Origin of the sequence: Streptomyces racemochromogenes (assembly GCF_039535215.1) — a bacterium.
Lineage (GTDB): Bacteria > Actinomycetota > Actinomycetes > Streptomycetales > Streptomycetaceae > Streptomyces > Streptomyces racemochromogenes.
The window spans coordinates 1,021,756-1,044,131 of record NZ_BAAAWT010000001.1; the positions used below are offsets into that span (position 1 = coordinate 1,021,756).

At 74.5% G+C, this 22,376-nt stretch carries 16 protein-coding genes, 1 tRNA gene and 1 pseudogene; 11 read left to right on the top strand and 7 right to left on the bottom strand.

Annotation, left to right across the window (positions count from 1 at the left end; all coding sequences use genetic code 11):
• Positions 1–53: 53 nt before the first annotated feature.
• Positions 54–1,769 (bottom strand): methionine--tRNA ligase, encoded by a 1,716-nt coding sequence (metG, locus tag ABD973_RS04835; RefSeq protein ID WP_125823127.1) that lies wholly within the window; start codon positions 1,767–1,769, stop codon positions 54–56.
• A 572-nt stretch (positions 1,770–2,341) separates the two neighbouring features.
• On the opposite strand from metG, the gene ABD973_RS04840 reads away from it, so the two are divergent.
• A complete protein-coding gene (locus ABD973_RS04840) occupies positions 2,342–2,872 on the top strand; it encodes a sigma-70 family RNA polymerase sigma factor (RefSeq protein WP_241253435.1) in 531 nt (176 codons plus the stop codon).
• Positions 2,873–3,690: 818 nt separating this feature from the next.
• Positions 3,691–4,410, top strand: a pseudogene (locus tag ABD973_RS34715) (IclR family transcriptional regulator domain-containing protein); the annotation flags it as partial.
• 353 nt (positions 4,411–4,763) lie between these two features.
• Here ABD973_RS34715 and ABD973_RS04850 read toward each other — a convergent pair.
• From ABD973_RS04850 to ABD973_RS04860, 3 genes are all read right to left on the bottom strand, one after another.
• Positions 4,764–6,368 (bottom strand): serine/threonine-protein kinase, encoded by a 1,605-nt coding sequence (locus ABD973_RS04850; protein WP_345504481.1) that lies wholly within the window; start codon positions 6,366–6,368, stop codon positions 4,764–4,766.
• A gap of 237 nt (positions 6,369–6,605) precedes the next feature.
• Positions 6,606–6,690, bottom strand: a tRNA-Leu gene (locus tag ABD973_RS04855).
• A 194-nt stretch (positions 6,691–6,884) separates the two neighbouring features.
• The gene (locus ABD973_RS04860; RefSeq protein ID WP_125604034.1) at positions 6,885–7,826 is read right to left on the bottom strand and encodes a beta-ketoacyl-ACP synthase III; all 942 of its coding nucleotides are present in this window, start codon (positions 7,824–7,826) and stop codon (positions 6,885–6,887) included.
• Between the two features lie 208 nt (positions 7,827–8,034).
• Here ABD973_RS04860 and fdhD point away from each other — a divergent pair, with 208 nt between their 5' ends.
• A complete protein-coding gene (fdhD, locus tag ABD973_RS04865; protein ID WP_125823124.1) occupies positions 8,035–8,886 on the top strand; it encodes a formate dehydrogenase accessory sulfurtransferase FdhD in 852 nt (283 codons plus the stop codon).
• Here the strand turns inward: fdhD and ABD973_RS04870 are convergent.
• Both ABD973_RS04870 and ABD973_RS04875 read right to left on the bottom strand, forming a co-directional pair.
• Complete coding sequence (locus ABD973_RS04870) at positions 8,883–9,320, bottom strand: (2Fe-2S) ferredoxin domain-containing protein (protein WP_125823123.1); 438 nt, start codon at positions 9,318–9,320, stop codon at positions 8,883–8,885. The genes fdhD and ABD973_RS04870 overlap by 4 nt on opposite strands.
• 9 nt (positions 9,321–9,329) lie before the next feature.
• A complete protein-coding gene (locus ABD973_RS04875; RefSeq protein WP_125823122.1) occupies positions 9,330–10,382 on the bottom strand; it encodes a bile acid:sodium symporter family protein in 1,053 nt (350 codons plus the stop codon).
• A 139-nt stretch (positions 10,383–10,521) separates the two neighbouring features.
• On the opposite strand from ABD973_RS04875, the gene ABD973_RS04880 reads away from it, so the two are divergent.
• The 7 genes from ABD973_RS04880 (at position 10,522) to ABD973_RS04910 (ending at position 19,992) form a co-directional block, all read left to right on the top strand.
• Entirely contained in the window at positions 10,522–11,373 is an 852-nt protein-coding gene (locus ABD973_RS04880) for a LysR substrate-binding domain-containing protein (RefSeq protein ID WP_125604038.1), read from the top strand.
• A 212-nt stretch (positions 11,374–11,585) separates the two neighbouring features.
• On the top strand, positions 11,586–13,412 hold the full coding sequence (locus ABD973_RS04885) for an AMP-dependent synthetase/ligase (protein WP_125823121.1): 1,827 nt from the start codon (positions 11,586–11,588) through the stop codon (positions 13,410–13,412).
• A 122-nt stretch (positions 13,413–13,534) separates the two neighbouring features.
• Positions 13,535–14,806, top strand: coding sequence for an ABC transporter substrate-binding protein (locus ABD973_RS04890; protein ID WP_345498739.1), 1,272 nt, complete (start codon positions 13,535–13,537; stop codon positions 14,804–14,806).
• 9 nt (positions 14,807–14,815) lie between these two features.
• Positions 14,816–17,773: an ABC transporter permease subunit gene (locus ABD973_RS04895; RefSeq protein WP_345498741.1), complete on the top strand. Its 2,958-nt coding sequence runs from the start codon at positions 14,816–14,818 to the stop codon at positions 17,771–17,773.
• Positions 17,770–18,534 carry an ABC transporter ATP-binding protein gene (locus ABD973_RS04900; RefSeq protein WP_345498743.1) on the top strand — a complete coding sequence of 255 codons (765 nt, stop codon included), beginning with the start codon at positions 17,770–17,772 and terminating at the stop codon, positions 18,532–18,534. Before ABD973_RS04895 ends, ABD973_RS04900 begins: the two co-directional genes overlap by 4 nt.
• Before the next feature lie 182 nt (positions 18,535–18,716).
• On the top strand, positions 18,717–19,559 hold the full coding sequence (locus ABD973_RS04905; RefSeq protein WP_185899743.1) for an aldo/keto reductase: 843 nt from the start codon (positions 18,717–18,719) through the stop codon (positions 19,557–19,559).
• Between the two features lie 7 nt (positions 19,560–19,566).
• The gene (locus ABD973_RS04910) at positions 19,567–19,992 is read left to right on the top strand and encodes an RICIN domain-containing protein (protein ID WP_125604083.1); all 426 of its coding nucleotides are present in this window, start codon (positions 19,567–19,569) and stop codon (positions 19,990–19,992) included.
• A gap of 22 nt (positions 19,993–20,014) precedes the next feature.
• Here the strand turns inward: ABD973_RS04910 and ABD973_RS04915 are convergent, their stop codons facing one another.
• On the bottom strand, positions 20,015–20,320 hold the full coding sequence (locus ABD973_RS04915) for a 4a-hydroxytetrahydrobiopterin dehydratase (protein ID WP_125819435.1): 306 nt from the start codon (positions 20,318–20,320) through the stop codon (positions 20,015–20,017).
• A 190-nt stretch (positions 20,321–20,510) separates the two neighbouring features.
• Here ABD973_RS04915 and ABD973_RS04920 point away from each other — a divergent pair, with 190 nt between their 5' ends.
• Positions 20,511–22,370, top strand: a complete 1,860-nt coding sequence (locus ABD973_RS04920; protein WP_345498748.1) for a hydroxysqualene dehydroxylase — start codon at positions 20,511–20,513, stop codon at positions 22,368–22,370.
• Positions 22,371–22,376 lie beyond the last annotated feature (6 nt).

The window sequence follows — 22,376 nt, forward strand, 5'->3', positions numbered from 1 at the left end:
CGAAGGGGCGCGGCCGCGCGGGCCGCGCCCCTCCAGGGCGGTCATCGGAGCGCTCAGGCCTCCGGGTCGCCGCCGAAGCGCTCGCGGTAGGACTCCAGGTCCTCCTCGGTGATCCGGGCGAAGAGCACCGGCGGCACGGTGAACGGCGTCCCGGCCGGGACGGTGTCCAGCGCCTCGGCCTGCTCCGGGGTGACCCAGGCGGCGGTGTCGCCGGGCAGCTCGAAGGAGGAGCGCATGGCGCGCGCCGAGGCCGGGATGAAGGGCTCGGAGACCACCGAGTAGAGGTGGATGAGGTTCATCGCGGTGCGCAGGGTGAGGGCCGCGGCGTCGAGGTCGGTCTTGACCTCCAGCCACGGGGCCTTCTCGTCGAGGTAGGCGTTGCCGGCCGACCACAGGGCGCGCAGGGCGGCGGCGGCCTTGCGGTACTGGAGGGTCTCCATGTGGCCCTCGTACTCGGCGAGCAGCTCGGCGATCTGGCGGCCGAGCCTGGCCTCCGCCTCGCCGGCGGCGTGGCCGGCGGGGACCTCGTCGCCGAACTTCTTCCGGGAGAAGGTCAGTACGCGGTTGACGAAATTGCCGAGGGTGCCGCCGAGGTCCTTGTTGACCGTGGCCGCGAAGTGCTCCCAGGTGAAGGACGAGTCGTCGGACTCGGGGGCGTTGGCGATGAGGAAGTAGCGCCAGAAGTCGGCGGGCAGGATCTCCAGCGCCTGGTCGGTGAAGACGCCGCGCTTCTGCGAGGTGGAGAACTTGCCGCCGTAGTACGTCAGCCAGTTGAAGGCCTTGACGTAGTCGACCATCTTCCACGGCTCGCGGGTGCCGAGCTCGGTGGCCGGGAACATCACCGTGTGGAACGGGACGTTGTCCTTGGCCATGAACTGGGTGTAGCGGACGTCCTCGGCCTCGTACCACCAGGACTTGTAGTCGCGGTTCGCCGGGTCGGCGTCGGCCCACTCCTTGGTGGAGGCGATGTACTCGATCGGCGCGTCGAACCAGACGTAGAAGACCTTGCCCTCGGCGGCGAGCTCGGGCCAGGTGTCGGCCGGGACCGGGACGCCCCAGTCGAGGTCGCGGGTGATGGCGCGGTCGTGCAGGCCCTCGGTCAGCCACTTGCGGGCGATGGAGGAGGCCAGCTGGGGCCACTCGTCCTCGTGGCGCGCGACCCAGGCCTCGACCTCGTGCTGCAGCTTGGACTGGAGCAGGAAGAGGTGCTTGGTCTCGCGGACCTCCAGCTCGGTGGAGCCGGAGATGGCCGAGCGGGGCTCGATCAGGTCCGTGGGGTCCAGGACGCGGGTGCAGTTCTCGCACTGGTCGCCGCGCGCCTTGTCGTAGCCGCAGTGCGGGCAGGTGCCCTCGACGTAGCGGTCCGGCAGGAAGCGGCCGTCGGCGGGCGAGTACACCTGCCGGATCGCGCGCTCCTCGATGAAGCCGTTGGCCTGGAGCTGCCGTGCGAAGTGCTGGGTGATCTCCACGTTCTGCGCGGAGGAGCTGCGGCCGAAGTAGTCGAAGGACAGCTCGAAGCCGTCGTAGACCGCCTTCTGGGCGTCGTGGGCCTGCGCGCAGAACTGGGAGACCGGCAGGCCGTTCTCCTTCGCGGCGAGTTCGGCGGGGGTGCCGTGCTCGTCGGTGGCGCAGATGTACAGGACGTCGTGGCCGCGCTGGCGGAGGTACCGGGAGTACACATCCGCCGGAAGCATCGACCCGACCATGTTGCCCAGGTGCTTGATCCCGTTGATGTAGGGAAGCGCGCTGGTGATCAGGTGTCGAGCCATCCTCGGATGCTCCATTCGTTTCATTTGTACGGATCTACGCGTGACAACGCGCGGTTCATCGTATCGAACCGGCGAAACGCCACGCGTCGGCTTTTCCCGGGGGTCCGGGGGTCCGGCGGCGGTGCGCGGGGACGCAACGCAAAAGCGAGGACTGTGACCTCTGCGTCACGGCCCTCGCGATGGGCCCATGCTACAGCCGCACGGCCGGGGCCCCGACCGGTGTCCGCCCGCCGGACCGGGGCACAGGACCGGACGCCGGGCCGGGCGCGGGACCGGGCGCCGGACGGGCCGTCGGACCGGGCGCCGGACGGACCGTCGGATCCCGTTCGGCTCCGCGCGGCCCCGGCATATGCGTTCGGGCTCCGCGGCACCTCGCGTGATCGGCATCGGTCACCATCCGATCATCCCCACACCTAATCCCCTCATGTTGCTCCTCCGCCCCCTCGGAAGGCGTAGGCGCTGCTCTCATGGACCCCGCACAGGGGATGAGGTGGGGAACGGTGAACGATGGCGGACCGGAGGAGTCCGGCGGGACCGTGGGACTGCCCAGCCGACGGCGGCAGCCGACGCCCATGAGTCAGTGGGATCCGACCGCGCGCCTGTCGTACTGGGCCTTCCACGCGAATCGGCGGCCCGCGTACATGCGCTTCGCGTACCTCCAGCTCGGCTCCGACGCGGCCGCCGAGGACGCGGTGGACGCCACCTTCGACTCGATCATGAACGAGTGGCTGCGCATGCTCCACATGGACCGCCTCGACGCCTACGCCTGGACCGTGCTCAAGCAGCGGATCGTCGACTGGCAGCAGCGCCGCGACCCGCGCCTGCGCCGGCCCGAGCCGATGGACATCAGCGCCTTCGAGGCGGCCCTCAAGGAGGCCCACGCCGACCAGTACGAGGTGCTGACCGACACCATCCGCTTCTACTCGGCGGTCTCCCGCCTCGCCGAGCGGCAGCGGGACACCGTGCTGCTGCGCTACGGGCTCCAGTGCACCCCCGGCGAGGCCGCCGCCGTGATGGGCGTCGACGAGGCCACCGTCCGCTCGCAGCTCGGCCAGGCCCACCGGCGCCTCGCCCGGCTGCTCGACACGTCCGCCGGATCATGAGGCCCGGCGAGGACCCCGGCGGGGGTCGCGGCGGCGACCCCGACGGCGACCGTGCGGCGGCCCCGCGCAGCCTGGCGGAGTTCCTGGCCCGCGCGAGCGTGCGCGACCGGTACCCGCACTACGACCTCGGCGCGGCCGAGGCCCGGCTGCTGCGCGCGCCCCGCGGCCCCGGCGCCCCCGCCGCCGCCCCGGCCCGGAGCCGGCGCCGGCCCTTCGGCTGGAGCGATCCCGCACGGGACCGCCCGCTGGAGTCGGAGCGGGCCCGGCGGGACCTCAAGGCCGCCTGCCTGGCCGTGGTGGGGGACCCGCGCGCCGGGGCCGACCTCGAAGCCTTCCTGGACAGTCGGCACAGCGACCTGCCGGGCGCGGTCGTCTTCGGCTGCCTGCTGTACCTGTCGGGGCTGCGCGAGGGATCCCGTTTCTGGTGGCAGTTCGCCGCCGGCTCCGGCAGCCCGCGCACCGCTCCGGCCGCCTACTGCCTCTTCCTGGACCACTCCCGGCGCGGCGAGCACCACGACGCCCGCCTCTGGGCGCGGGAGCTGGGCCGCCGCGGGTTCCGTCCGAGCGGCCGCCGCGAGCTGCGCGAGGTGCGGCTGTGCGCCCAGGCGGCCGTCCTGCGGTACGTCGACCAGTGCGACGACCCCGACCTGGGCCCGGTACCGCTGCCCAGGCCGGGGCTGGCCGCGGTGCTGGCCGCGTTCCTGCCGCCGGCCCCGCCCCCGGCGCCCCGGCCGCGCCCCGGGCCGGGCCCGCTGCGGCACCCCGCGCTGACGTCGGCCGCGCGGGGGACGGTGGTCCAGTCCGACACCGGCGAGGCCCTGGCGCAGGCGCGGCGCGCGCTGGCCGCCGTACGGGTCCTGGAGCGGCACCCGCTCGGCGTGCGGGCAGCCCAGCTCGCACGGGAGTCGGGGCTGGGCGGGGCGGAGCTGCGCCCGCTGCTGGTGATGCTGCGCGAGGAGGAGTACGCGTACTGCCCCGGCCCCGGGGTGTACGCGCCCGGCCCGGCCCTGGACCGGCTCGCGGCCCCCGGCGGCACCGGCCTGGCGGGGCAGCTTCAGCGCACCCTGGCGCTGGCCCGCGACAGCGCGGGCGCCGCCGTGTACCTGAGCCGGTACGCGGAGGGCGAGGTCCGGATCACGCAGATGGCGGACGGCCCCGGGGCTCCGCCGGTACGGGAGTGGGTGGACTTCCGGGCGGCCGCGCACGCCAGCGCGGTCGGGAAGTGCCTGCTGACGCAGCTCGACCACGACGGCCGGGCCGACCACGTGGCCCGCCACCGCCCCACCCGGCTCACCGCGCGGACCATCACCGACAGCCGGGTCCTGTTCAGCGCCCTGGACGCGGTGGCTCCGGGCGCCCCGGTGTTCGACCTGCGCGAGTACTCCCCCGGGGTCGTCTGCTCGGCGGTGCCGATCGCGACGGGCGAGGCCGCCGGGAGCCTGGCCCTGTCCCTGCCGGCCGCCGCGGCGCACCGGCTGGGCCCCGCGACCGAGGCCCTGCGCCGCAAGGCGGTCCCGGTGCTGCTGGCGCTGCTGCTGTCCGGGGCCATCCCCCCGGACGCCGGCCCGGCCGGCGCGGCGCCCGCCGCACCGCCCGCCGCCGCCACCCCGGAGACGTTGCGCCAGCTGGGGCGGCTCTTCCGGACCCCGCTGACCCGTTTCACCGCGTCGGCCGGGGGCCCACACCTGGTCAGCGACTCGTCGTCGGGGGCGGCGTACCTCTTCGACGCGCCCCCGGAGGGCGGGGGGCCGCGCCTCGCGCTGCCGCAGACCCTGGGCCCGCTCGCCCCGGGCAGCCTGCCCGCACCGGAGGGCCTGGTGGTCCTGGGCACCCAGCCGGGGCGGGGGGACGCGTAACCGCGCGCGTCGCCTGTCGCCCCGTCGCCCCTCCCCTATCCGACGGGGACGAAGGAGTCCAGGGCCGCGTCGAAGTTCCCCCTGGCCTGGGTGAGGCGGCCGAGGGGGGCCGAGACCCAGACGTCGTACATGCGTCCGTTCTCGTCCCAGCACAGGTCGAAGGTGTGCCGGGGGCCCTCGGAGGTGGTGAAGCCGTTCCAGGTGAACTCCCAGAGCGCCGCGGGCAGTCCGTTGTGCGTGGTGGGGACGATCGTGTTGTCGCGGTAGCCCGGGTTGTTGGACGGGCCGTTGGCGTCGGACTGCCGCATCGCGGCGAGCGGGCCGCCCGCGGCCGGCTTCACCTTGATGCCGATCCGGATCGCGCCGTCCGGGGAGACGTAGAAGACCCGCTGGTCGTCGGTGGTGCGCTGGAAGCCCTGCGGCACGGCGAGGCCGAAGCCGTCCGGGTCGGAGACGAAGCGGTATCCGGCGGGCGCCGGCTTGCCGGGGGCCTGCTGTGCGGGCGGGGCCGGGGCCGGCGCGGTCACCGTGGTCGTGGCGGTGGCCGTGGCCCCCGCGGCGGCGGGCGGGGTGGGGGCGGCCGCCGGGGACTGCGGGGCTGACGCGGTCACGCCGGGGGAAGGAGAGGCGGGGTTGCCCGGTCCGGCCGCCCGGGTGCCCTTGTCCGCGGCCCGGTCGGAGAGCAGCGAGGTCACGACGACGGCGCCGATGACGGCCACCACGACGAGCGCGGCGACCAGCCCGACGCGCAGGCCGGCCCGGCGAGTCCCCGGCTCGGCCGCGGGGCCGGTCCGGGCGGTGACGCGTTCGGTCGGCGAGTACCCGGGAGGGCCGGCGGGGCCGGGCGGGGTGGCCGGGCCCGCGGGGCGGGCCGGGCCGGGGGTGCGGTCGAGGAGGGGCAGGCTGCCGGTGGTGACGTACGCGGACAGCATCCGCTGGGCGTCCGCCACGCCCAGCCGGCGTTCGGCGTCGCGTTCCAGCAGGCCCCGGACGAGCGGGGTCAGGGGCCCGGCCTGCACCGGCGGGCGGATCTCGTCGTAGACGACGGCGTGCAGCACCCCGCCCAGCGAGTCCCGGTGGAAGGGGGACTCGCCGGTCAGCGCGGCGCACAGCAGCGCGCCGAGGGACCACAGGTCGGACTCGGGTCCGGCGGCTGCGCCCCGCATCCGCTCCGGGGAGGTGTACTCGGGCGAGCCGACGAAGGCGCCGGTCTCGCTGATGGTGGTGGAGCCCGCGAGGCGGGCGATGCCGAAGTCGGTGAGCACGACCCGGCCGGTGCCCGCCTCCATGAGGACGTTGGCGGGCTTGACGTCCCGGTGGAGCACCCCGCGGTCGTGCGCCGCGCCGAGGGCGCCGAGCAGGGCGAGCCCGATGCGGGCGGTCTCACCGGCGTCCAGCGGACCGGCGGCGCCGAGGCGGTCGGCGAGCGAGCCGCCCTCGACGAGTTCCATCACGATGTACGGGCGGCCGTCGTCCTCGACGACGTCGTGCACGACGACCACGTGCGGGTGCTTGATCTGTGCGACGGTGCGGGCCTCGCGCAGGGCTCCGGCGGCTTCCTTGCCCTCGCCGACGTGGAGTTCCTTCACGGCGACCGCACGGCCCAGGAGCTCGTCCGACGCCTGCCACACGGTCCCCATGCCGCCGCGTCCCAGCCTCTTCCCCAGGCGGTACCGCCCGGCGATCACGACGTCACTGCGCGGTTCGTCCTGCGACACGTTCCCCCCTCGACCCGGTCAGGCCCCATGATGCCGCACGGGTGGATCCGGCCACCCCGTTCTCCGCCGAGGTCACCCGGGCTTCGCCGCCGAAGGGACCGGCTCCGCCCGGAAACGCGAAAGAACCCCACCGGAGTGGGGTTCTTCCTCTGTGTTGTGTGTCCGAGGGGGGACTTGAACCCCCACGCCCGATAAAGGGCACTAGCACCTCAAGCTAGCGCGTCTGCCATTCCGCCACCCGGACCGGTGGTCGGCCCCGGTTTCCCGCGGCGACATGGACAACCATAGCAGGGGATCGCCGGGCTTCCGACCACGTTTTGCGGGCGGCCGCCGGTCCGCCACGCCGCGCTGACCTGCGGGCATGCCGGGAGCCGGGCGGCGCGGGGCCGCACCCCCGGCGGCCGGGACCCGGCTCCGGGCCCCGGCCGGGGGGCTGGCCTAGGGGCAGCTGATGACCTGGCCGGCGTAGGAGAGGTTGCCGCCGAAGCCGAACAGGAGGACCGGGGCGCCGGAGGGGATCTCGCCCCGTTCGACCAGCTTCGACAGGGCCATGGGGATGCTCGCGGCGGAGGTGTTCCCGGAGTCGACGACGTCGCGGGCCACGACGGCGTTGACGGCGCCGATCCTCGCGGCGAGCGGCTCGATGATCCGCAGATTGGCCTGGTGCAGCACGACCCCGGCGAGCTCCTCGGGGGTCACCCCGGCCTTCTCGCAGACCTTCCGGGCCAGCGGCGGCAGCTGGCTGGTGGTCCAGCGGTAGACGGACTGGCCCTCCTGGGCGAAGACGGGCGGCGTGCCCTCGATCCGCACGGCGTGGCCCATCTCCGGGACCGAGCCCCACAGCACCGGGCCGATGCCCGGCTCCTCGCTGGCCTCGACGACGGCCGCGCCCGCACCGTCGCCGGTCAGCACGCAGGTGGTGCGGTCGGTCCAGTCGGTGATCTCGGTCATCTTGTCGGCGCCGATGACCAGCGCGCGGGTGGCGGAGCCGGCCCGGATCGCGTGGTCGGCGGTGGCCAGGGCGTGGGTGAAGCCCGAGCAGACGACGTTGATGTCCATCACGGCGGGCGCGCCGCGCATCCCCAGCTTGGCGGCGACGCGCGCGGCCATGTTGGGGGAACGGTCGATGGCGGTGGAGGTGGCGACGAGGACGAGGTCGATGTCGTCGGGGCTCAGGCCGGCGTGCGCGAGGGCCTTGCCGGCGGCCTGGTAGGCGAGCTCGTCGACCGGCTCGTCGGCACCCGCCACGTGGCGGGTGCGGATGCCCACCCGGGAGCGGATCCACTCGTCGTTCGTCTCGACCATGGCCGCGAGGTCCTCGTTGGTGAGCACTTTCGCGGGCTGGTAGTGCCCTAGCGCCACCACGCGTGAACCGGTCATGGGCGGGGTCCCCCTCTGTACGGCAGGCAGTCAGGTTGACCAGCTTTGCCTGCTACCGGTGGGTACGGGTGCGCGTGACCCAACAGGATTCCGCCACCGGAATTTGGAGCATTCCGAGCAACTTCCTGCCGGAACCGGTCGCGGCGGCGGATCCGGGAGAATGTCCCCGTCAGGTGTACGCGAGCACGGAACAGGTGGGCTGATCACGATGGGACGGGTCACCGAACGGCGCCGCGTCGTACGCATCCGGGGCGGAGCGGCCGGAGTCCGGCCCGACACCCTGGTCACGGAGGAGCCGCTGGAGATACGGCTGAACGGCAAGCCGCTGGCCATCACGATGCGCACCCCGGGGGACGACTTCGCGCTGGCGGCGGGCTTCCTGGTCAGCGAGGGCGTCCTGGCGCGCACCTCGGACGTCCAGGCCGTGACGTACTGCGAGGGCGCCACCGAGGACGGTTCCAACACCTACAACGTGGTCAACGTCCAGCTGGCCCCCTCGGTTCCCGTCCCGGACATCACGCTGGAGCGGAACGTCTACACCACCTCCTCCTGCGGGCTGTGCGGGAAGGCCAGCCTGGACGCGGTCCGTACGGCGACCCGTTTCCCCGGCCTCGCCGCCGACCCGGTACGGGTCCGCGCGGAGCTCCTTACCGAGCTGCCGGACCGGCTGCGCGCGGCGCAGAAGGTCTTCGACCGCACGGGCGGGCTGCACGCGGCCGCGCTGTTCTCGGCGGAGGGCGAGCTGCTCGACGTACGGGAGGACGTGGGCCGGCACAACGCCGTGGACAAGATCGTCGGACGGGCCCTCCAGGCGGGCCGGCTGCCGCTGGCCGGCTCGGTGCTGCTGGTGTCGGGACGGGCCTCCTTCGAGCTGGCGCAGAAGGCGGTCATGGCCGGCATCCCGGTGCTGGCGGCGGTCTCGGCACCGTCCTCCCTGGCGGTGGACCTGGCCCTGGAGTCGGGCCTGACCCTGGTCGGCTTCCTGCGCGGCGCGAACATGAACGTGTACGCGGGCGAGCAGCGGATCATCCTGCCGGGTGACGGGTCCCCGACGGCTTAGGGACCCTGGCGGCGGCGGCCGCCGCGCCGGGAGGCCGTGGGCTGCTTCGGCTCCGGGGGGTCGATGCGGTGCAGGTCGAGGGTGGCGGGCAGCGGGGTGGTGCCGGGGCCGCCGGATTCGGCCCAGGCGATGATCTCGTCCGTCGCGGTGTCGTCCAGGGCCCAGCCGAACCAGACCGCCCTGGCTCCGCGCCGGCGGGCCTCGGTGGTGGGCTGGACCACGATCACGTTGGCCTGCGCGCAGGGCCCGAGGCAGTCGCTCGTACGGACCGCGAGGCGCCCCCCGGAGGCGGCGGCGGCCTCCCGCAGCCGGGCGAGCTGGCCGGCGTGGTCGGAGCCGGGGTTCTTGCGGGGGTCCCCGCAGCAGCAGCCCCGGCAGACGACGAGGGTGCAGGGGCGCGGGGCGCTGGCGGCGAGCGGGCGTATCCAGGTCACCGCCGCACGTTACCGGCCCTGCGCGGCGGGGGGTTGGACCGCGGGCGAGACCTCCACCACACGGCGGGCGTCGAGTTGGTCCTGGAGCACCGCCTCGGGGTCCCGCGCGCGGCGGCGGGCCAGGACCGCGCAGACCATCAGCTGCATCTGGTGGAACAGCATCAACGGCAGCACCGCCAGGGAGGCCTGGGCCCCGAACAGGACGCTGGCCATCGGGAGTCCGGCGGCCAGGCTCTTCTTCGACCCCGCGAACTGGATGGCGACGCGGTCCGCACGGCCGAAGCCGAGGCGCGCGGACCCGTACCAGGTGGCGAGGAGCATGACGGCGAGGAGTACGGCCTCCACCGCCATCAGGGCGCCCAGGCGCGGGAGGCTGACCTGGTGCCAGACCCCGGCGGCCACGCCCGCGCTGAAGGCCGCGTAGACGACGAGCAGGATCGAGCCCCGGTCGACGTAGCCGAGCACCTTCCTGTTGCGGGTCAGGAACCCGCCGACCCAGCGGCGCAGCCCCTGGCCGAGGAGGAAGGGCAGCAGCAGCTGGAGGACGATCTTGAGCAGGGAGTCGAGGGAGAAGCCGCCGGCGTCGTTGCCGAGGAGGGCGGCGGCGAGCAGCGGGGTGAGGAGGATGCCGGCGAGGGAGGAGAAGGAGCCGGCGCAGATCGCGGCGGGGACGTTGCCCCGGGCGATGGAGGTGAAGGCGATCGAGGACTGGATCGTCGAGGGGACCAGGCAGAGGAAGAGCAGGCCGCTGTAGAGGGGCTGGGTGAGCAGTCCGGGCACCAGGAGGCGGGCCGCCAGGCCCAGCACCGGGAAGAGGACGAAGGTGCAGGCCAGGACGGTGAGGTGGAGCCGCCAGTGGCGCAGCCCGTCGAGGGCCTCCCGGGTGGACAGCCGGGCCCCGTAGAGGAAGAACAGCAGGGCCACGGCGGCGCCGGCGGCCCCCTCGGCGACGGTGGCGCCGGCACCCGTGGCGGGGAGCAGCCCGGCGAGTCCCACGGTGGCGAGCAGGGCCAGTACGTACGGGTCCAGGGGCAGCCGGGCGGGAAGGCGGGGGCGTCGCATGGGGGCTCGCTTGCTGTCGTACGGGGGGGAGGGGTGCGAGGGGGTAGGACCATCGTCGCGGGCCGGCGGTCATCGGGAAACACGCACACCGCACTGACTGCCATCACGGAACGCGATGACCCGGGCTTAGGCTGGGGGCATGTACGACCCGGTCCAGCTGCGCACCTTCCTCACGGTGGCCCAGACGCTGAGCTTCACGCAGGCGGCGGCCCGGCTCGGGGTGCGGCAGTCCACCGTCAGCCAGCACGTACGGCGGCTGGAGGAGGCCACGGGACGTCCGCTGTTCGTGCGGGACACGCACAGCGTCGGGCTGACGGAGGACGGCGAGGCGCTGCTGGGCTTCGCGCGGACCATCCTGGAGGCGCACGAGCGGGCGGCGGCCTTCTTCACGGGGACCCGGCTGCGGGGGCGGCTGCGGTTCGGGGCGTCGGAGGACTTCGTGCTGACGCGGCTGCCGGAGATCCTGGAGGGGTTCCGGCACGAGCACCCCGAGGTGGACCTGGAGCTGTCGGTGGAGCTGTCGGGCACGCTGCACGAGCGGCTGGACGCGGGGCGCCTGGACCTGGTGCTGGCCAAGCGGCGCGGGCCGGGCGACGAGCGGGGCCGGCTGGTGTGGCGGGACCGGATGGTGTGGATCGGCGCGGAGGGGCTTCGGGTGGACCCGGAGCGTCCGGTGCCGCTGATCGTGTTCCCGCCGCCGGGGATCACCCGGGCGCGGGCCCTGGAGGTGCTGGAGCGGAACGGCAGGGCGTGGCGGATCGCCTGTACGAGCGGCAGCCTGAGCGGCCTGGTCGCGGCGGCCCGCGCGGGGCTCGGGGTGATGGCCCACACCCGGGGGCTGATCCCGCCGGGGCTGGTACGGGTGGGCGGCCTTCCGGAGCTGGGGCCGGTGGAGTTCGCCCTGCTCCAGGGCCGCCGCCCCACCCCGGCGTCGGAGGCCCTGGCAGCCGCCGTCCTGGCGGGCGGCGACCGCCTGAGCCGGCCGGCGTAGGGGGCGGGGTTGGGGGGATCCCGTTCCCGGCAGCGCCGCGTCACCCTCCCCGCCCTGGGGTTCGCACCCCCGTGGGCACGCCGTGCGGGGGCTGCGTCGCAGGTCGTGGGGGGTGTGGGGGCGGGGGGATCTTGTGGAGGTTTCCTTGGGGGTGCCGGGCACGGGTGCGGGTGAGGTAGCGTCGCGGCGCCCTGCACGCAGAGGAGCGGAACGTGCGCGAGTTCACCGTCCCACCCCTGGTCACCGGCGCGCCGGTCGGAGGCCTGGCCGACACCGTGTTCCTGCGCGCCGGGCAGGATCCGGAGCACGTGGTGCTCGGGCGGAAGGCGGACGGGGTCTGGCGGGACGTGACCGCCCGTCAGCTGGCCGGGGAGGTGCTCGCGCTCGCCAAGGGGCTGCTGGCGCAGGGGGTGCGGTTCGGGGACCGGGTCGCCGTGATGTCCCGTACGCGCTACGAGTGGACGCTGTTCGACTTCGCGCTGTGGGCGATCGGCGCGCAGCCCGTCCCGGTGTACCCGACGTCGTCGGCGGATCAGGTGCACTGGATCCTGTACGACTCGGCCTGCACGGGCTGTCTGGTGGAGAACGAGGACCAGGCGATGACGGTCGGCTCCGTGATCGAGCGGCTGCCGGGGCTGCGCCTGCTGTGGCAGCTCGACGCGGGGGCGGTGGAGGAGCTGGTGGCGGCGGGGCGGGGGGTGGCCGAGGACGTGGTGCACCGGCACCGCGGGGCGGTGACCCCGGACGCCGTGGCGACCGTCATCTACACCTCGGGGACCACGGGCCGGCCCAAGGGGTGCGTGCTCACCCACGCCAACTTCATGTACGAGGCCGACACGCTGGTGGCGCGCTGGGAGGCGGTCTTCCGGGCGGGGCCGGGCGGGGAGCAGCCGTCGACGCTGCTGTTCCTGCCGCTGGCGCACGTGTTCGGGCGGATGGTGGAGGTGGCGGCGGTGCGGGCGGGGGTGAAGCTGGGACACCAGCCGGCGGTGGCCGCCGCCGAACTCCTGCCGGACATGGCGGCGTTCAGGCCGACGTTCGTGCTGGGGGTGCCGTACGTCTTCGAGAAGATCTTCGCGGCGGCGCGGCGTGCCGCGGAGGCGGACGGCCGCCGGGGGCCGTTCGACCGGGCGGTGGAGGCGGCGGTGCGGTACGCGGAGGCGCGTGAGCAGAAGGCGTTCGGGAGCGGTCCGGGGCCAACGGCTGCGCTGCGGGTGGAGCACCAGCTCTTCGAGAAGCTGGTGTACGGCAAGGTCCGCGAGGCGCTGGGCGGCCGGCTGCGGTACGCGATGTCGGGCGGGTCGGCGATGTCGCGGCGGCTGGGGCTGTTCTTCGACGGTGCCGGGATCACGGTGTTCGAGGGGTACGGGCTGACGGAGTCCTGTGCGGCGGCGACGGCGAATCCGCCGGGGGCGGTCAAGTACGGGACGGTGGGCCCGCCGATCCCGGGCACGACGGTGCACATCGCCGACGACGGGGAGGTGTGGCTGCACGGCGGCCACGTCTTCTCGGGCTATCTGGGGGATCCGCGGTCCACGCAGGAGGTGCTGCGCGGCGGCTGGCTGGCGACGGGGGACCTGGGCCGGCTGGACGAGGACGGCTACCTGGTCATCACGGGGCGCAAGAAGGAGATCCTGGTGACCTCCAACGGCAAGAGCGTGGCCCCGGCGGCGCTGGAGGAGCGGGTGCGGTCGCATCCGCTGGTGTCGCAGTGCGTGCTGGTGGGCAATGACCGGCCGTTCGTCGCGGCGTTGGTGACCTTGGACATGGAGGGGGTGGCGCACTGGCTGTCCATGCGGAAGCTGCCGCAGCGGACGGCCGAGCAGGTGGCGGGGGACCCCGACCTGACGGCGGAGGTGCGGCGGGCGGTGGTGGCGGCGAACACGCTGGTGTCGCAGGCCGAGGGGATCCGCGCCTTCCGGGTGCTGGCGGAGCAGTTCACCGAGGAGCGGGGGCTGTTGACGCCGTCGCTGAAGCTGAAGCGGCGGGCGATCGAGAAGGCGTACGAGCGGGAGGTCGCGGGCCTGTATCCGTCGTAGGGGTGTCGGTCCCGTGTAGGCCTACGTGATCTGACGGACCGTCATTCGTGCCCGCCAAAAATATTGACGGTGCGTCAGGTCACGCACAGAATGCGGGGATTCCTACGGAGGGGATCCCACCCATGTCGCGACCCATCCGGGCCCTGGCCGCCTCGGCGGCCGTACTCGCACTCGTCTCCGCCTGCAATTCAGCCGCCCCTTCCGACCGGACGACGCCGGGGAGCTCCGGGGGCGCGCCCGGGATCCAGCGCGGGGTCACCGACAAGAGCATCAAGGTCGGCGGGATCGTGTCGATGACCAGCGCCAGCGGCTACAGCAAGAAGGACACCGACCTCGGGGCGAAGGCCCGCTACCTCAGGGCCAACGCGGAGGGCGGCGTCCACGGCCGCACCATCGACTACGTCGGCGCGGAGGACGACGGGCAGGACCCCGGGAAGAACCTGGCCGCGGCCCGCAAACTCGTCCAGCAGGACAAGGTCTTCGCCGTCGCCCCGATGAGCTCGGTGACCTTCTCCGGCGCCGACTTCCTGGAGCAGGAGAAGGTCCCCACCTTCGGCTGGGGCACCCTGCCCTCCTTCTGCGGCCCCAAGTACATCTACGGCTTCAACGGCTGCCTGGTCCCCTCCCCCGGCGGCACCCTCAACCAGACCTGGCCCGAGGGCATCGCCAAGGTCCTCGGCGGGGCCGAGGGCAGGTCGGTGGCGGTCATCGCCAACGACAGCGACGCCGGCAAGTTCGGCATCCGCACCTTCCAGCAGGGCTTCGCCGCGGCCGGCTTCACCGTCCCCTACGCCAAGGCCTCGGTGCCCGCGACGGCCGTGCCCAGCGACTGGAGCGCGTACGTCAAGGAGATCATGGAGAGCGCCGGCGGCAAGGCGCCGGACGCCGTCGTCTCGGTCATGCAGACCCCGAACAACATCGGCCTCTTCACCGCCCTCAAGCGCGCCGGCTACAAGGGCGTGATCTCCGACCCCACCGACTACGACCCGGGGCTGCTCGCCAAGGACGCCACCCGGCAGGCCCTCGAAGGGGTGCACGTCCTGCTCCAGTTCGAGCCCTTCGAGTCGGACAGCCCGAAGATGAGGCAGTTCAAGGCCGACATCAAGGCCGCCTCGGGCGGACAGGAAGTACCGCTGAACATGCACATGCTCACCGGGTACATGTCGGCCGACCTCTTCCTCGCCATCGCCCAGAAGGCCGGGAAGGACCTCACCACCACCCACTTCCAGAACGCCGCCCAGAGCTTCTCCGACACCGGCACCCTCGTCGGCGACCGCGCCGAGCCCAAGGGCCAGAAGGACAGCTTCGGCTGCGGGGCGCTCGTCCAGCTCAAGGGCGGCCGGTACGAGGTCTCCGTGCCGTTCGAGTGCCACGAGCCGATCCCCTTCAAGTAGGGCGGCGGCATGGGCGACCTGCTGGTCTTCGTACTGAGCGGCCTGGTCTCCGGCGCCCTGTACGCACTGCTCGCCACCGGGCTGGTGCTGTCGTACTCGGCGTCCGGGCTGTTCAACTTCGCGCACGGGGCCACCGCCTACCTGTGCGCGCTCACCTTCTACGAGCTGCACTCCGGCCTGGGCTGGCCGGCCGTCCCGGCCGCCCTGCTGGTGGTGTGCGTCCTCGCGCCCGGTCTCGGGTGGGGGCTGGACCGGCTGATGTTCCGCCGGCTCGCGCGGACCGGGGAGACCGCCCAGATCGTGGCGACCATCGGCCTGCTGGTGGCGCTGCCGGCGGCGGGACTCTGGGCCGTGGACGTCCTGAGGGAGGCGGGCCTGCCGCTGAAGCCCGCCGAGAACCAGTTCGGGCTGCCCGGCGTCGGGCCGAGCCCCGCCCGGTCCTGGCGGCTCGCGGACGGCGTCGGCGTGGACTCCGACCAGCTGATCACCTGGGTGGTGACGGCGGTGGTGGCCGCCGCCCTGTGGGTACTGCTGCGGCACACCCGGCTGGGGCTGCGGCTGCGGGCCGCCGTCGACAACCGCCCGCTGACCGAGCTGCGGGGGATCAGCGCCGACCGGCTGTCGTCGGTCGCGTGGATGATCGCCTCCGCGCTGGCCGGGCTCGCCGGCGTGCTGGCCACCCCGCTGCTGGGGCTGTCCGCGCACGACTTCACCCTGTTCCTGTTCGTGTCGGCGACGGCCGCCGTGATCGGCCGGTTCGCCTCCGTGCCGCTGGCCTTCGCGGGCGGGCTGGGGCTCGGGGTGGTGCAGAACCTCGTCGCCGGGTACGCCTCCTTCGCCGAGGGCATCACCGGGTTCCGCACGGCGGTGCCGTTCCTGATCCTGTTCGGCGGACTGCTGGTGCTGACCCGGCGGGCCCGCACCGCCGGGGTGACGGCCGTGGAAACGCCGCCGCCCGACCACCTGGCCGGGGCCCCCTGGGGCCGCCGGTGGGGGGTGTGGGCGGCGGGCGCCGTCCTGCTGGGTACGGCGTTCTACACCGTCACCACCCCGTTCTGGAGCGGGCTGCTGGCGCAGGGGCTGGCCATCGGGCTGGTGTTCATGTCCTTCACGGTGGTGACCGGGCTCGGCGCGATGGTCTCGCTCGCACAGGCCACCTTCGTCACCGGGGCCGCACTGGTGGCGGGGCTGCTGATGAGCCGGGGCTGGCCCTTCGCGGCGGCACTGGCGGTGGGTACCTGCGTGGCGGCCGCGCTGGGGGCGCTGGTGGCGCTGCCCGCGCTGCGCCTGGGCGGGCGCTCGCTGGCGCTGGCCACCCTGGCGCTGGCGTTCCTCGCCGACCAGGTGCTGTTCCAGATGCGGTGGCTGCGCGGCGGGGACGCGGGCTGGGCGGTGCCGCGCCCGGTGTTCGGGCCGGTGGACCTGACCGACGACCGGGCGTTCGGGGTGGCCCTGGTGGTGCTGGTCTCGCTGGTGGCGGCCGCCCTGGGCGCGCTGCGGAACTCCCCGTCGGGGCGGGCGATGCTGGCGGTGCGATCGGCGCCGGCGGCGGCGATGGCCTGCGGGGTGTCCGTGCTGCGGACGAAGCTGCTGCTGTTCACCCTGTCGGCGGGGCTGGCCGGCTTCGGGGGCGTGCTGTACGCCTCGTACAACACCCGGATCACGGCCACGGACTTCACCGCCATGACGGGGCTGGTGTGGCTGGCGGTGGTGGTCGCGGCGGGGGTGCGGCGGGCGCCGTACGCGGTGGTGGCGGGGCTGGTGTTCGCGGTGGCCCCGCGGCTGCTGTCGGACTACGTGACGGAGTCGGCCCACCTGCCGGTGATCCTGTTCGGCCTGGCCGGCCTGGCCCTGGCCAACGACCCGGACGGCTACTGCGCATCGATCCCGGCCCGCCGAGCCCGTGCCCTGGCCGGGCGGAAGGGAACCCGGCCGGCGGCCGCCCCGGCCCTGGCCGGCGCCGCGGCCGCCGAGGCCGCCCCGGCCGGGCACGAGGGAGCCAGGCCGGCCGGCCCCGCCGGCGAGGGCAGCGACGGGGCCGGGCACACCCGGGCCGGCGCCTCCGGGGCCGCGGCGGCCCCGGAGGCGCCCCCGGCCGCGGACGGCGGAGCCGGGGGGCCGGTCGCGGCCGCGCGGGCCGCAGCCGGGGGTGCCCCCGGTCCGTTCCCTTCCCCGGCGCTCGGCAGCCGGCCGGACGCCGCCGGGACCGGCAGCGGGGGTCCGGGGGCGAGGGCTTCGGCGGTGGGGGCTTCGGCGGTGGGCGGGGGTGGCGTGCCCGTTGCCCTGGAGCTGCGCGGGGTCACCGCCGGGTACGACGGCGGGAGCGTGCTGCACGGGGTGGACCTCACCGTCCGGCGCGGGGAGATCCTGGCCCTGCTCGGGCCCAACGGCGCCGGGAAGAGCACCGCCTGCCGGGTCGCGGCCGGGCTGCTGCCGGCCACGGGCGGGACGGTCGCCCTGGCCGGGCGGGACACCACCCGCGAGGGGCCCGTACGGCGCTCGCGCGCCGGGGTGCTGCTCGTCCCCGAGGGCCGCGGGATCTTCCCCGCGCTCACCATCGAGGAGAACCTGGCCCTGTACCTGGAGGACCCCGCCGAACGGGACGCCGTGTACGGCCGGTTCCCCCGGCTGCGCGAGCGGCGCGCCGTCGCCGCCGGGGCCCTTTCGGGCGGGGAGCAGCAGATGCTCGCGCTCGCCCCGCTGCTCCAGCGCCCGCCGGCGGTGCTGATCGCGGACGAGCCCTCGCTCGGCCTCGCGCCGCGCGTCGTGGAGGAGGTGTTCGCGCTGCTGACCGAGCTCCGCGACGCCGGCACCGCCCTGCTGCTGGTGGAGGAGAAGGCCGCCGAGGTCCTCGGGATCGCCGACACGGTGGCCTACCTCGCACGGGGCCGGGTCGCGTGGTGCGGCCCGCGGGCCGAGGTGGAACAGGACCGGCTGACCGATGCCTACCTGGGGATGGCGCCATGAGCGACGTGCTCCGCGCGAGCGGGATCGGCGTGAGCTTCGGCGGGGTCCGGGCCCTCGCCGGGGTGGACATCGGGATCCGGGCCGGGGAGGTGTGCGGGCTGATCGGGCCGAACGGGGCCGGGAAGACCACCCTGTTCGACGTGCTGTCGGGGATCCGGCGCCCCGACCGGGGGCGGATCCTGCTCGACGGGGCGGACATCACCCGCCGCTCCCCCGTGTGGCGGGCCCGGCACGGGATGCGCCGCACCTTCCAGCGGCAGCAGCTGTTCGGGCAGTTGAGCGTGGCCGACAACGTGCTGGTGGCGCAGGAGTGGCGGGGCGGCGGGGGCGGGCCGGCCGCCGACCTGCTGGCCCTGCCCGCCCGCCGGGCCCGGGAGCGGGCGCGGCGGGGGCGGGGCGGGCGGGTGCTGGCGGACTGCGGGATCGGCTCGCTCGGGTCCTCGTACGCGGGCGGGCTGCCGGTCGGGCAGGCCCGGATGGTGGAACTGGCCCGCGCGGTGGCGGACCCGCCGGGGGTGCTGCTGCTCGACGAGCCCGCGTCGGGGATGTCGGCGCCGGAGCGGGCGCAGCTCGCGGGGGTGGTGCGGCGGCTGGCGGCGGAGGCCTGCGCGGTGCTGCTGGTGGAGCACGACGTGGCCTTCGTGATGGACCTCTGCACCCGGGTCGTCGTCCTGGACCTGGGCTCCGTCCTCGCCGAGGGCACCCCCGCCGAGGTCCGCGCGGACCGGCGCGTGCGGGAGGCGTACCTGGGGCCGGCGTAGGGGCGGGTGGGCGCCGGCCGCGTACACCGTCCACCGGCCCGGTCCTCCCCGTCGGTCCCGCGCCCTGAGCGGAGCGGACGGGTGGCGGGAATAGGGTGGGCGGGAGGCCGGTTGCCGCCCCCGTGCGCCGCACTCCGCGGCGCGGCCGTACCGCTCCACCGAACCCGAGGGAACGACCAGACGTGAACCAGGTGCCCGCCGTCCCGCTCAACAACGGCACGTCCATGCCCCAGCTCGGCTACGGCGTCTGGCAAGTACCGGACTCCGAGGCGGAGAAGGCCGTCTCGACGGCGCTGGAGGCCGGCTACCGCAGTGTCGACACGGCCGCGGTCTACGGCAACGAGCGCGGTACCGGCAAGGCGCTCGCCGCCTCCGGGATCCCGCGCGAGGAGCTGTTCGTCACCACCAAGCTGTGGAACGGCTCCAAGCAGCGGTGGGGGCGCGAGGAGACGCTGCGCGCCTTCGACGAGTCGCTCGGCAAGCTGCGCCTGGACCATGTGGACCTGTACCTGATCCACTGGCCGCGTCCGATGCGCGACGACTTCCTGACCATCTGGAAGACGTTCGAGGAGATCGCGGCGAGCGGCCGGGCGCGGGCGGTGGGGGTGTCGAACTTCCGTCCGGAGGACCTGGAGCGGCTGCGCGAGGTGAGCCCGCTGGTGCCGGCGGTGAACCAGATCGAGCTGCACCCGCTGTTCCCGCAGGCCGGGATGCGCGCCCTGCACTCCTCGCTGGGCATCGTCACCGAGGCGTGGTCGCCGCTGGGCCAGGGCAAGGAGCTGCTCGGGCTGCCGGCGGTGGTGTCGGTCGCCGCCAAGCACGGCCGCAGCGCCGCGCAGGTGGTGCTGCGCTGGCACCTCCAGCTGGGCAACGTGGTGATCCCGAAGTCGGTGACCCCGTCCCGGATCCGCGAGAACCTGGACGTGTTCGGCTTCGAGCTGGACGCCGAGGACCTGGCGGCGCTGGACGCGCTGGGCGCGGGCGGGCACCGGATCGGGCCGGATCCGGCCGTCTTCGACATCTGAGCCGCGAATGGGCTTCGAGGACGGTACGTACCGGATCCGGAACGTGGACAGCGGGCTCGTGCTCCAGCTGGAGGGCGCTTCCCGGGTGCGGGTCGGCCCCGACGGGCCGCCCGCTCCGGCGGCGGCCCGGCGGTGGCGGGTTTCCGCCGTGCACAGCGGGGGCGGGGTCTTCCACGTGGTGAGCGAGGACAACGGGCGGCGCCTGGACGTGGCGAACGCCTCGACCGAGAGCGGGGCCCGGGTGCAGGTGTGGCGGGCCAACGCCTTCGGCGCCCAGGAGTGGCTGGTGGAGCGGCACCTGGACGATCCGGGGGTGGTGTCGCTGGTGGCGTGCATCAGCGGGCTGCCGCTGGAGGCCGACGGCGAGGGCCGGGTCCGGCAGGGCGAGGACACCGACTCGCCCTCCCAGTGGTGGCGGCTGGAGCCCGTCTGAGGCGCCCGCCGGCGCGGGCGGGTCAGGCCGCGCCGTGGGCGGGGGCCAGGGTCTCGACGCGTTCGGCGAGTGCGAAGTCCTTCTCGGTGACGACGCCGCCCGCGTCGTGGCTGTTCACCGAGAGGCGGACGGTGTTGTAGCCGAGGGTGAGCTCGGAGTGGTGGTTCAGCTCGTCCTGGACCACGCAGATGTGGGAGACGAGGGCGCTGGCGGCCCGGTGGGTGTCCACGCGGTACGTGCGCTCGATGCGGTCGTCCTCGAAGGCCCAGCCGGGGAGTTCCCGGAGCCGGTCCTCGATCTCCTTCTGCGAAAGCGGGTCGCTCGGCATCCGCTGTCTCCTTCCCCGTGGTCGTGCCCGTGGTCCCGTGATGTGCTGTCAGTTTTCCACGGCGCGCGCCGTGGTGAACCTTTCCCGCCATAGTGCGCCCGGGTGCTTCGCGGCGCTTCCGGGCCTTGGCCGCCCGCCCTATGCTCCAGCGCCGGACCGAGCATTACCACCGGTAACAAGGAGGCGGGGCATGGCCGCTACGGGCGACGGCAACGGCACGGACGGCACGGCGGGCGGGAGCGGCGGCACGGACGGCACGGCGGGCACGGAGACCCCGGGAAGCTCCAGGCGCGCGTTCATCGCGGGCGCGGCGGCCGCCGCGGGCACCCTCCCGGCCCTGGGCGCCCTCGCGGCGCCCGCCGCCGCCGCGGGCCCCGCGCCGGCCGCGGCGGGACGCTCCGTCGCCGTCCTGGGCGGCGGGGTCGCCGGGCTGACGGCCGCGCACGAGCTCGCGGAACGCGGCTACGCCGTCACCGTGTACGAACGCCGCGCGCTGGGCGGCAAGGCCCGCAGCATGGACGTACCCGGCAGCGCCCGGGGCGGCCGCAGACCGCTGCCGGCCGAGCACGGCTTCCGCTTCATCCCCGGGATCTACCACAACCTCCCGGACACGATGCGCCGCATCCCCTTCCCCGGCAACGCGAACGGCGTGTGGGACAACCTGGTGGCCCCGCCCGAGATGATGTTCGCCCGGGCCGGCGGCCGCGAGGACCTGCGCGCCCCCATCCCCTGGCCCGGCCACTCCGCCGGCGGGCTGACCCCGGAGGAGCTGCGGCGGGCCCTGACCGGGATGCTGGAGTCCCTGGTCCGGCTGCCCGCGCACGAGACCGCGTACTTCGTCAACCGGGTGCTGGTCTTCCTCACCAGCTGCGACGAGCGCCGCGACGAGGTGTGGGAGCGCACCCCCTGGTGGGAGTTCACCCGGGCCGCGCGGATGTCCACCGAGTACCAGCGCATCCTGGCCGTGGGCATCACCCGCAACATCGTGGCCACCAAGGCCGAGGAGGCCTCGACCCGTACGGTCGGCACCCTCGGGGAGGCCTTCGTCTGCAACGCGCTCGGCCAGGGGGCGGACGGCCCGCCGGACCGGATCCTGAACCTGCCGACCAACGAGGCGTGGATCGACCCGTGGGAACGCCACCTGCGGTCCCTCGGCGTGGAGTTCAGGATCGGCTGGACCGTCCAGGAGGTGCGGTACGGGGACGGCCGGGTGAGCGGGGTCTCGGTCCTGGACCCGGACGGGGCGCGGCGGACCGTCACCGCCACCCACTACGTCAGCGCGCTGCCCGTGGAGCACGCCCGGCGCACCTGGAGCCCGGCTCTGCGGGCCGCGGACCCCATGCTGGGGCGCTGTGACCGGCTGCGGACCGACTGGATGACCGGCATCCAGTTCTATCTGACCGAGCGCGCCCCGCTCGTGCACGGGCACCTCAACTGCGTCGACTCGCCGTGGTCGTTGACGGCGATCCAGCAGGCCGAGCACTGGCCGGCCCGGGACTTCCCGGCCGACTACGGCGACGGCACGGTCGTGGACTGCCTGTCGGTGGACGTCTCCGAGTGGGACAGGCCCGGGATCCTGTACGGGAAGACGGCCAAGCAGTGCACCCGGGAGGAGGTGGCGCGCGAGGTGTGGGCGCAGCTGAAGGCCTCGCTCAACGACACCGGCCGGACCCTGCTGGCCGACCGCACCCTGCACTCCTGGTTCCTGGACCCGGGCGTGGACGGCCTGGGCACCCCGCAGCCCACCAACCAGGACGAGTTGTTGATCCACCCGACCGGGACCTTCCACGACCGGCCGAGCGCGGGCACCCGCGTCCCCAACTTCTTCCTCAGCGGGGACTACGTGGCCGTCGACATCGACCTCGCGACGATGGAGGGCGCGAACGCCTCGGCCCGCGCGGCCGTCAACGCCCTGCTGGACCGTGACGGTTCGGGGGCGGCGCGGTGCGCCGTCATCCCGCGCCACCGGCCCGCGGAGCTGGAGGCGGCGAAGCGGCACGACCTGTGGCGCTACCGTCTCGGCCTGCGGAACGTCTTCGACCTGGGCTGATCGGGG

Coding starts and splice junctions, on each gene's coding strand:
- metG (WP_125823127.1), bottom strand. CDS start 1,769: ATGGCTCGACACCTGATCACCAGCGCGCTTCCCTACATCAACGGGATC.
- ABD973_RS04840 (WP_241253435.1), top strand. CDS start 2,342: ATGAGTCAGTGGGATCCGACCGCGCGCCTGTCGTACTGGGCCTTCCAC.
- ABD973_RS04850 (WP_345504481.1), bottom strand. CDS start 6,368: ATGGGGACCGTGTGGCAGGCGTCGGACGAGCTCCTGGGCCGTGCGGTC.
- ABD973_RS04860 (WP_125604034.1), bottom strand. CDS start 7,826: ATGACCGGTTCACGCGTGGTGGCGCTAGGGCACTACCAGCCCGCGAAA.
- fdhD (WP_125823124.1), top strand. CDS start 8,035: ATGGGACGGGTCACCGAACGGCGCCGCGTCGTACGCATCCGGGGCGGA.
- ABD973_RS04875 (WP_125823122.1), bottom strand. CDS start 10,382: ATGCGACGCCCCCGCCTTCCCGCCCGGCTGCCCCTGGACCCGTACGTA.
- ABD973_RS04880 (WP_125604038.1), top strand. CDS start 10,522: ATGTACGACCCGGTCCAGCTGCGCACCTTCCTCACGGTGGCCCAGACG.
- ABD973_RS04890 (WP_345498739.1), top strand. CDS start 13,535: ATGTCGCGACCCATCCGGGCCCTGGCCGCCTCGGCGGCCGTACTCGCA.
- ABD973_RS04895 (WP_345498741.1), top strand. CDS start 14,816: ATGGGCGACCTGCTGGTCTTCGTACTGAGCGGCCTGGTCTCCGGCGCC.
- ABD973_RS04900 (WP_345498743.1), top strand. CDS start 17,770: ATGAGCGACGTGCTCCGCGCGAGCGGGATCGGCGTGAGCTTCGGCGGG.
- ABD973_RS04910 (WP_125604083.1), top strand. CDS start 19,567: ATGGGCTTCGAGGACGGTACGTACCGGATCCGGAACGTGGACAGCGGG.
- ABD973_RS04915 (WP_125819435.1), bottom strand. CDS start 20,320: ATGCCGAGCGACCCGCTTTCGCAGAAGGAGATCGAGGACCGGCTCCGG.
- ABD973_RS04920 (WP_345498748.1), top strand. CDS start 20,511: ATGGCCGCTACGGGCGACGGCAACGGCACGGACGGCACGGCGGGCGGG.